Source organism: Butyrivibrio sp. MC2021 (assembly GCF_000621605.1).
GTDB lineage: Bacteria > Bacillota > Clostridia > Lachnospirales > Lachnospiraceae > Butyrivibrio.
The window spans coordinates 455,270-465,225 of the sequence record NZ_JHXX01000002.1 but is presented as its reverse complement, the minus strand read 5'-3'; the positions used below and the strand labels follow the sequence as shown (position 1 = coordinate 465,225).

The following is a 9,956-nucleotide window of genomic DNA, read 5'->3' as shown; positions in this document are numbered from 1 at the left end:
ATGGCACTCCATCTGTCCGGAGGGCCTCATTTCACGTTGTTCAGAGCAATCGGCCCTCCGGCCATCTGAAGTGCTCATGAATCATCCGCTGTGCCTGAATGTCTCGCAATTTACATTTCTCCATGGCACATCATCCATCGCCAGGTAATTCCTCCTCGGCAAGAGTCACTTACTCAGACATCCGCATAATTTCCATCCTACTATGGCACATTCAATCCCCGGCAGATAAGCCCTCACTTTAGAGCAGAAATTATTTACATTTCTCCATAGTACATCCCTTCCAGGCAGTTATGCCCTAAACAGAGTCCCTGGGGGATGTGCTTCTTTATAGGATTCGCAGAGCCAAGTGGAGCAATAGATTTTCCGCTTGGAACTGCGGAGAAACGCCAAAGTCCCACTTGGCCTGCATAAAAAATCCCGCATAGCCCACCAACTTCCGGAGGAAATCTCTCTCCTCTTTAAGAAGTGGCTGACCTTGCGGGTGGCTTATTCGCTACATGGCGAAATATCAATTGTCTCTGCTATTCAGTGAGGGCTTATCTGCCGGGTGGTTTTGTGGAGCATAGGGAAATGTAAATTGTCTCCGCTTTCCGGTGAGGGATACCCGGCGGGGCTTTAGCGTGCCATGGGAGGATGGAAATTATGAGGCATTCGGGAGGCGATGATGATTTTGGAGCGCTTCAGATTCCCAGACGGTCGATTGTTCTGAGCAACGTGAAATGAGACCGGCTGGGGAGATGAAGTGCCCTAAATCACTGAGCCGGACGATGCGAATAATTTGCATCCTTCCATGGTGCGATGAAGCCTCGCCGGGTATACCGGACTCCCATGATGCGAGTAATTTATATTTCTCCATGGTGCAGCGCCGTCCGGCAGATAAGCCCGGACTAAACTACTCACATTGGATCTTCAGCACGCCACCCGTAAGGTCAGCGTACTTCAGCACCCCTCTGATGGTTTTCTGCTCCCCCATCATGTCGGTGAGAATGATGTTCTCCCCTTCGGTCTTGACGGCGGTAACATACTCCATCAGAATTTCATCGGGATTTGATTCTTTATAGGCAGTTGACAGACACATAACTATTCCTCCTACACAAGAAAAAGAAATGTTTACTTAACCATCTCATAGGCCTTAAGAAGCAGCTCATTGCCTTCAGCAAAGCTCTTCTGAGCCTTTGCCACAAACTCTGCGGCGTCCTTCTTGTCAAGCTCAGAGAGCTTCTCGATGACTTTACCCAGCTCCGCCTCATGAGACCTGTTGTGCTTAACCATATAGTCAAGCAGCGCCACTATCTGGTCCTTGTTCTCCACAGGACCGTGGCTGTGCTCATGACCATGCTCATGTTCATGACTGTGATTCTCTGACATTTTTGTATCCCCCTCATTTATTTATTTTCTCATAAGAAAAAGCTGTTTTATGCCGCTACGCCTTACGTCACAGATTCTGAAAGAGAGTAAAGACGCCTCTTAACCTTGGGCACTGCTCCAAGAGCCGTGAAAATATAAAGCACGATCAGGTCCTTGAAAAACTGCCCCCTGGCTCCCACCATCTCAAGAATCGGGTGAAGCTTGATGGTTACGGCAATAGGATCAACATCTCCATAGGATGACAAGGCCTTCTCAACCTCTGCCACCCAAACCATATGATCCGCCACATAGGTGGCAATGATCATAATTATCACACATATAATTATACCTTTTTTACTGAGCTTTTTGGCAAGTGTTTCGTAGCCCATAAGGGTTCCCACAGCAAGGACCGCGCCGCCTATTCCGGCGATAAGCCCCACCTGTGCGATTCCGAAGATAAGTCCTATTCCGACCACTGAACCAAGGATCGCTCCTATGGTTCCAAGGAAAGCATTCTCCTTTACCTCGGCAGGAGCTTTTTGGGTATATGTTGTGACAACAGGTACTATCTCCATATCTGTAGTGTCTGCATAGCCAATCCCTGCAAAAAATTCTGTCAATTCATTTATAGCCCTGACAGCCCTCTTAACCTGGGTGCGCTTGGTGCCAATCTTAAGTAAAAAAGCTATCCTTTCACCCTGAGGCTCAATGATTGCAACGTCCTTGGCTACCCCATGGGCTGCCCTGAGTACTTCCTCTGTAGGGCCAAAGCCGTTCATGCCAGCACTCATCATTATGGCGATTCGACCACTGGGGTGCTTGACCACGCTGACCTTAAAGCCGTTTTTCTCCCCGGTGACCTTCAGTGACAGTTTGCTAAAAGAAAAGCCTGTCTTGTCTGCAATCCCCTGCATCATCTCTTTGTAGGTGTTATAGGGCATATTCGCAGTCTGGGTCTCGATTTTAATACTCATTTCTTATATATATCCCTTCTAAACAATTCTTTTTTTCTTATACATATCACTCGAAGTCAAAGACTATGTTAAAGTTCTCATCAAACTTAAGCCTTGCCTCAAAAGTCGTTCCCTTTTTGCTGTTAAAGCCTGTAATCTTGTCGGTTATCTTCTCCGTCACAAGCTTGGTAAACTGTTCCTTGGTAAGCTCTACCCCGGCAATCTTGCCAACGAAGAACTTGCAGCCTTCCTCTTCTCTGCTGTAGTCCTCGCAGCGATAGCCCATATGCCCCTTGATGATATTCTTACCGCACTTGGGACACTTAAGGCCCTCCAGGGTCTCATCCTCGTTTTCAAAAACGAATCTCACGCCCGTAACCTTGCCGGCTTCATCCTTGGAAAGGGCCAGCTTTGCCTCAAAGGCATTGCCGTTCTTGGACTTAAATCCGGAGATGGTATCTGTGATTCCGTTTGTCAGAAGCTCCTTCACCTGGGCGTCCTTGAGCTTGTACCCTGCAATCTTGCCAAGGTTAAACTTGCAGCTCTTCTCCGGGTCATCTTTATTATAATTGCTGCAGCCGTAGCCAAAGGGGGTCTTAACGATATCGCCGCCGCAGATGGGGCATACCACTCCCTTAACGGTCTGGGCCTCAACATTTTCAAAGTCAAAAGAAATCTCGGCCTTATCCGCCTCGTTCTTTTTAAGTATCAGGCAGGCATCGAACTTCTTGCCGCTCTTACCCTTAAAGCCTCTGATGGTCTGGGTGTGTCCCTCCTTGAGAAGCTCTAAGACATTGGCCTCCGACAGCTGCTTATTGGCAACCTTACCTATAAAGAACTTGCAGGAAAAAGGATCGTCCGCTTTGAAGTTCTCGCAGCCAAAGCCGATACTCTTTTTCATGATCCTGCCGCCGCAGTCGGGGCAGACAACATCCTTAAGGTACTCAGGCTCAATGCCCTCAAAATCAAAGGTTATCGTCAGCTTGCCGTCCTCGCCCTCCTTGAGCTCAAGCTTTGCATCAAAGCTCTTTTTGGACTTGGACTTAAAGCCCTTGATAACATCGGTCTTTCTGTCATTTATCAGGGTGGTTATGGTATCCATATCCAGCTTCTTGCCTGCGATCTCGCCAATGCTGAAGTAGCATGGATTCTCTTCCCTTGTCCTGTTTTCACAGGAAATGCCGTAGCCTGTCTTAATAAGCCTTCCGCCGCAGGCAGGGCACTTGAGTTCCTCCACATACTCAGTGGGAACCTCTGAGAAATCAAAGTTCACGTTGGGCCTTCCGTTTTCATCCTTGCCCATAACCAGCACAGCCTTAAAGGGTTTCTTGTTCTTGCCCACAAAACCGTCAAGAACACCGGTCTTCCCCTCTGTAAGGAGTTTTTTTACCTCCTCCTCGGGGATATCCTTGCCGGCAATCTTACCAATACTAAAGTTACACTTAACCGCATCATTGAAATAGTTGCTGCAGCCAAAGCCAAAGGATGTGGTGGTCATATCACCGCCGCAAACGGGGCACTTAACTCCGATGGGCTTCCTGGAGGCAATGCCCTTAGACTCCTTGCCTGTGAACTCGCTGATGTTGGTGACGATGTTGGATGTAAGGTCGCCCCCGATCATCTTGTTGGTCTCACGCCTGATGTAGTCCTCGAGTTTGCGTCTATACTCGCCGCCGTTGACGGTGCCGTTGACGATGCCCTCAAGGCCCTTCTCCCAGCTGGCTGTCATCTCGGGATTGAGCAGGGTGGGCACTGTGAGCCTTACCACCTCATAGATCATCTCTCCCAGTTTCTCCGGGGTGATGATCTGGGTCTTATTATTCTGATTGAGATATTGTATCCTTACGAGCTTGGCAATGATCTCCGCTCTGGTGGCAGAGGTTCCGATGCCGGAGCCCTTGATCTGCTCTCGAAGCTCCTCGTCCTCTATAAGGTTACCGGCATTCTCCATGGCAAGGATAAGGTTACCGGAGGTATATCTCTTAGGGGGCGAAGTCTTGCCCTCCTTGATATCAAAGCCGGAAACACTGATAACATCGCCCTTATTTGCACTGTTTACAAAGGCGATGAAATCCTCCTTGGACATGTTGTCGTCCTCTTCCCCGTTCTCATCCTGATTTTTCTCAGTGGGCTTTCCGGAAACCTCCATATAGCCCAGCTTGGTAAGAACCTTGGCTGAGGCAAAAAACTGCTCGTCTCCTATTTTTATCTGGATCTTGGCAGTGTCGTACTCAGCTGCAGGATAGAAAATCGCAAGAAATCTCTTGCAGATAAGTGTATAAACATTCTTGGCCAGAGGCGATAAGGAGCCTATGGCACCGGTCTGTCCTGTGGGAATAATTGCATAGTGGTCTGTAACCTTGGAATCATCCACATATGAGGTCTTCTCAAGGCCCTTGTACATGCCGTTTGTCAGGACATTGTCCGCGAACTTCTTGACCTCGTCATAGCCTGCTATGCCGCGTATGTTCTTGGTGATCTCCTTGGCCACCGCGGTGGTCAGGACTCTGGCATCAGTTCTTGGGTAGGTGGTGAGCTTCTTCTCATAGAGCTCCTGGGCCACCTCCAGAGTCTGCTGGGGGCTTATCTTGAATATCTTGGAACACTCGGACTGAAGCTCCGCCAGGTTAAAGAGGAGGGGCGCTCTCTTCTTGCTCTTGCCCTTCTCTATATTCTCTACGAGAGCCTCTTTTCCTGTGAGTTCATCAATAAGAGCCTCGGCGCTCTCCCTTTTCTTAAAGCCGTTCTCCTTGTACAGAAGCGGTGATTCGAAATACTTGGAGCCTGAAACGGCCTTCCACTCTGCCTTAAGATGGGCATCAGAAAAATCCCCTACTACTCTGTAGAAAGGGGTCTCAACAAAGTTCCTGATCTCGCGCTCTCTTTGAACTACCATTCCCAGAACGCAGGTCATAACTCGTCCGATTGCAATTGCTGTGTAGGATTTGGTTGCTGCGGCGTCGTTGATAAGCTTGCCGTACTTGACAGACAGGACTCTCGAAAAATTGATACCAAGGCTGTAATCCTCGATGGCTCTCATGATTCCGGACTCTCCAAGGAGTGCGTAATCACTCATGGGCCTTGCTTCGTTGATGCCTCGCTTTATCTCCTCATCAGTCTGGGAGTCGATCCACACACGAAGCTCTCTCATTCCCTGACGGACACCGCCGTAGTTCCTGATGTTCTCTTCGATTGTCTGTCCTTCTTTTCCTGAGTCTCCCGCCCAGTAGACGGTGTCGATATCGTCCCTGTGCAGAAGTGCATTGACTGTCTGATATTGCTCTCTGGCGCTGTCTATAACGCCATATTTGTAATCCTGTGGTAAAAAGGGAAGGTCTTCCAGCTTCCACTTTTTGTACTTCTCGTCGTATACTTCCGGGTACACCATCTCGACCAGATGGCCGAAACACCAGGAAATTACATACTCGTCATTTTCTATATAACCGGATCCCCTGCCGGAGACATTCAGCACTCTCGCGAAGTCTCTGGCTACAGAAGGTTTCTCGGTGATTATTAATTTTTTAGCCATTCGTCAGTTCATCTATTCCGATCAACTTAAGGCTCCCTGAAGATTTCATGGCTGCGTCCTGCAGATAGTCATCAAAGCCGTAAGTTGAAAAGAGATAGATTATATCTCCCTCAAGTCTTGCTTTTTGTGCGCAGGAGTAGATATTATCAAGGTCTGAATGGGTGGCCTGCTTCTGCCAGAAGCACATTCCGAAAGCGGTATCCCCGGTATCACTCTGGGTAATGATATCTATAGTGCCATCCTTGCCGAGCCACTCGCCCTCATCGCCGATCTCAAAAGGAAAGAGCCCCCGCTCTTCCTGTCTGAAGAGGTATTCGCGGCAAACGGACTTGAAATATTCATTAGCATAATTCTGCATTCCTGCAGATATAAATATATCATAAAATTTATCCGCAGGCATCTGCATAAGACTACTTTCATTTGGAAAAATAAATCTAAAATAGAAATTGAGCAGGGGGTCTGCTATCTTGTAGACTCCCTTCATGACGTTTTCCCTGCCGGCATTTCCGAAGGAATAAGCCTTGTAGGCAAAATCGTGGTGAATCAGTGTTTTAATATAAACAGAAATCTTTGCCCTGGAAAATCCGGTGGCATGATAAAGATCGTTGAGTTTGTTGACGCCCCTGGCCATCTGGACAAGTATCGTGTGATAGACCGCTGTCTCTCTGAGGTTCTCAGAGGTCAGTCTCATGGCCTCCCCGTGGAGGTAGGATCCGGGGTCAAGCATATTTTTACAGATGTTCTCCTTAAAGGAGAGGTTCTCATCAAAGTACCTCCAAAGTCCTGTCTGGCCTCCCAATACGGAATAGGTCAGAACCGCGTCCCTGTAGGACATCTTGGGATAGTAAGCCCTCATCTCAGAGAATGGAAGGGGCTTGATCTTGCGAAAGCCTGCGATGCTGGCAGCGGTGTTACCCATGCTGGCCACCATGCTGTTCTCAACCCAGTTGATGTCGTTGCTCACTAGAAGAACCAGGATCTGCCGCAGCTTGCCGTGCTCCGCCACATAATCGGACAGTTCCTTAATAAAAGCATCCGATGCCTTAACTATGTGCTCGAAGTTGCGGATCACCAGGATAATGGGATTGCGGCCTGCGGTCTTTAGGCAGACATCCAGGATTTCCTGGAAATCAGGCTTTTTGCTGAGGTTAATGCCGGTCAGGCTAAGTTCCTTCCCCCACAGAAAAAGCTGCTCCCTCAATGAAACCGAGCGGGCAGAATAATACACGCTTCTTCTGTTCTCCAGGAATTTGGTAAGAAGGGGGTCCAAAGCAATATTCCTGTGGCCGTAAACCACAAGAATATTGCTGAGTCCGCTTTCATAATATCTGTTTAAAAAATTAAGATCAATCTGTCTTAAGGCTTCCATTTTCAATCTCACATTTTTAACTAGAACGACAACAGTTTCAATTATTTCTTGTTAATATATCCGCTGGCCTTAAGAAGCTCTGCGCACTCTACTGCACCGCCTGCTGCGCCGCGAAGTGTATTGTGTGAAAGTCCTACGAACTTCCAGTCGTAGATTGTATCCTGACGAAGTCTTCCGATGCTTACGCCCATGCCGTTCTCATAGTTAACATCAAGAGTAACCTGAGGTCTGTTGTCCTCCTGCATGTACCGGATGAACTGCTTGGGAGCGCTGGGAAGCTGAAGCTTCTGAGGAAGTCCTGAGAACTGCTCAAGCTTTGCGATAAGCTCTTCCTTGGTAGGGTTCTTTTTGAACTTAACAAAAGCAGCTGCTGTGTGACCGTACAGTACAGGGATTCTGATGCACTGGCAGGTGATCTTCATATTGTCGGCGGGAACGATAACGCCGTTCTCAACCTTACCCCAGATACGAAGAGGCTCCTTCTCGGACTTCTCCTCTTCTCCTGAGATGAAAGGAATCACGTTGCCAACCATCTCCGGCCACTCCTCGAAGTTCTTACCTGCACCGGAAATAGCCTGGTAGGTTGTAGCAACCATCTCATAGGGCTCAAATTCCTTCCATGCTGTAAGAGCCGGTGTGTAGCTCTGGATTGAGCAGTTGGGCTTAACAGCGATGAAGCCGTTGGTGGTTCCAAGTCTCTTCTTCTGGAACTCGATAACATCCATATGCTCAGGGTTGATCTCCGGAATGATCATGGGAACATCAGGAGTCCATCTGTGAGCTGAGTTGTTGGAAACAACAGGAGTCTCTGTCTTGGCATACTCTTCCTCGATGGCCTTGATCTCATCCTTGGACATGTTAACAGCTGAAAGAACGAAATCAACGTCCTCAGAAACTGCCTTAACATCAGTAACGTCCTTAACTACGATGTTCTTAACTGACTCAGGGATGGGGCCGTCCATCTTCCATCTGCTTCCAACAGCCTCTTCGTAGGTCTGGCCTGCGCTTCTGGGGCTGGCTGCAATAGTCTTAACCTCAAACCATGGATGATTGTTGAGTATAGAGATAAATCTCTGTCCTACCATTCCTGTTCCGCCAAGTACGGCTACCTGTAATTTCTCGCTCATAATTTCTCTCCTCTTTTCTAATTGAAGTGGTATTATAACCACAAATTTACACCGTTAACAGTTACTTATTCCATAGTAAAAGCTGCCATAAAGTCATCGTTTACAGCTATGACTTCCTTCATCTTGTCAGGGCTGGGACCTCCGATGGTAAGCCTCTTATTAACGCAGGTCTCAAGACTGATGGCATCATATATATCCTTATCAAAGAGCTCTGAGAATTCCTTCAGCTCCTCAATAGAAAGATCATCAATAGCACATTTCTTATCTATGCAAAAAAGCACCAGTCTACCGATAACACTGTGGGCATCCCTGAAAGGCATCCCCTTGTTAACCAGATAATCTGCTGCATCTGTCGCATTGGTAAAGCCCATCATTGCACTTTTTTCCATGTTGTCTTTATTAAATTTAAGGGTCCTGAGCATGTCTGTGAAAAGGGTGAGGCAGTTGTCCACTGTATCTATGGCATCAAAGGCCGCCTCCTTGTCCTCCTGCATGTCCTTGTTGTAGGCAAGAGGTATTCCCTTCATGGTGGTCAAAAGAGATGTGAGATCTCCGTAAACTCTTCCTGTCTTGCCTCTGACCAGCTCCGCGATATCCGGGTTCTTTTTCTGAGGCATGATGCTGCTTCCTGTGGAATAGGCATCGTCTATCTCGACAAATCTGTACTCGTTGGAGTTCCAGATGATGATCTCCTCGGAAAATCTGGAAAGATGCATCATTATAGTAGAAAGGGCTGAGAGATATTCGATAAGGTAATCTCTGTCTGCCACTGAATCCATGCTGTTAAGGGTGGGTCCGTAGAATCCAAGCTCCCCGGCTGTGAACTCTCTGTCCAGAGGATATGTGGTTCCTGCAAGGGCTCCTGCCCCCAGTGGACAATAGTTCATTCTGTTTCTGATGTCCTTCATCCTGAGAAGGTCTCTCTTGAACATCTCGAAGTAGGCGCCTACGTGATGGGCCAGGGTCACGGGCTGTGCCTTCTGAAGGTGAGTAAAGCCCGGCATGTAGGTGGTGAGATTGTCCTTCATGATGTCGTTGAGGGTCCCCAGCATATTCTTAAGAAGCTCTGCGGTATGATCAACCTCTCCTCTGGCGTAAAGCCTCATGTCCAGGGCCACCTGATCGTTACGGCTTCGGCCTGTGTGGACCTTCTTGCCGGCATCTCCGATCCTGTCTATAAGATTGGCCTCCAGGAAGCTGTGAACATCCTCGTATTTGGTGGTTATCTCCAGCCTTCCCGCCTTGACATCTTCTAATATAGAATCAAGCCCCTTGGTTATCTGCTCCTTCTCTTCCTCTGAGATGATGCCCTGCTTCGCCAGCATAGCTGCGTGAGCCTTACTGCCCATGACATCCACCTCGAGAAATCTCTTATCAAAGGTAATGGAGGCATTAAAGTTCCATGCCAGATCATTTATGCTCCCGGTAAATCTACCGCCCCATAACTGCGCCATATTCTCTCTCCATTGATAGTTGAAAAAAACTGATTACGAAATTTTCGAAACTTGTATAAAACTTGAATAAAACTAGATTTCAGCTGTATAAACTGGATAAATATTCAGTGTTTATCGCTTCGCATTATTAAAGCAAAAAAAATTATAATCAGAATTTAACATAAGTAAATCAGAAAA

Annotated in this window: 7 protein-coding genes; all 7 read right to left on the bottom strand. The window is 47.7% G+C overall.

What is annotated here, in order from left to right; all coding sequences use genetic code 11:
- Positions 1-892: 892 nt before the first annotated feature.
- The 7 genes from T359_RS0107945 to argH all read right to left on the bottom strand — a co-directional run bounded on the left by T359_RS0107945 (position 893) and on the right by argH (position 9,779).
- The gene (locus T359_RS0107945) at positions 893-1,078 is read right to left on the bottom strand and encodes a CooT family nickel-binding protein (protein WP_026517010.1); all 186 of its coding nucleotides are present in this window, start codon (positions 1,076-1,078) and stop codon (positions 893-895) included.
- Between the two features lie 32 nt (positions 1,079-1,110).
- A complete protein-coding gene (locus T359_RS0107940) occupies positions 1,111-1,368 on the bottom strand; it encodes a hypothetical protein (protein ID WP_051545121.1) in 258 nt (85 codons plus the stop codon).
- A gap of 62 nt (positions 1,369-1,430) precedes the next feature.
- Entirely contained in the window at positions 1,431-2,321 is an 891-nt protein-coding gene (locus T359_RS21480) for a hypothetical protein (RefSeq protein WP_026517008.1), read from the bottom strand.
- A 46-nt stretch (positions 2,322-2,367) separates the two neighbouring features.
- The gene (topB, locus tag T359_RS19750; RefSeq protein ID WP_035783947.1) at positions 2,368-5,829 is read right to left on the bottom strand and encodes a DNA topoisomerase III; all 3,462 of its coding nucleotides are present in this window, start codon (positions 5,827-5,829) and stop codon (positions 2,368-2,370) included.
- Entirely contained in the window at positions 5,822-7,198 is a 1,377-nt protein-coding gene (locus tag T359_RS21475) for an ATP-binding protein (protein ID WP_051545119.1), read from the bottom strand. Before T359_RS21475 ends, topB begins: the two co-directional genes overlap by 8 nt.
- A gap of 41 nt (positions 7,199-7,239) precedes the next feature.
- Positions 7,240-8,325, bottom strand: coding sequence for an aspartate-semialdehyde dehydrogenase (asd, locus tag T359_RS0107920; protein WP_026517007.1), 1,086 nt, complete (start codon positions 8,323-8,325; stop codon positions 7,240-7,242).
- Between the two features lie 65 nt (positions 8,326-8,390).
- Positions 8,391-9,779 carry an argininosuccinate lyase gene (gene argH / locus T359_RS0107915; protein ID WP_026517006.1) on the bottom strand — a complete coding sequence of 463 codons (1,389 nt, stop codon included), beginning with the start codon at positions 9,777-9,779 and terminating at the stop codon, positions 8,391-8,393.
- Between the last annotated feature and the right edge of the window lie 177 nt (positions 9,780-9,956).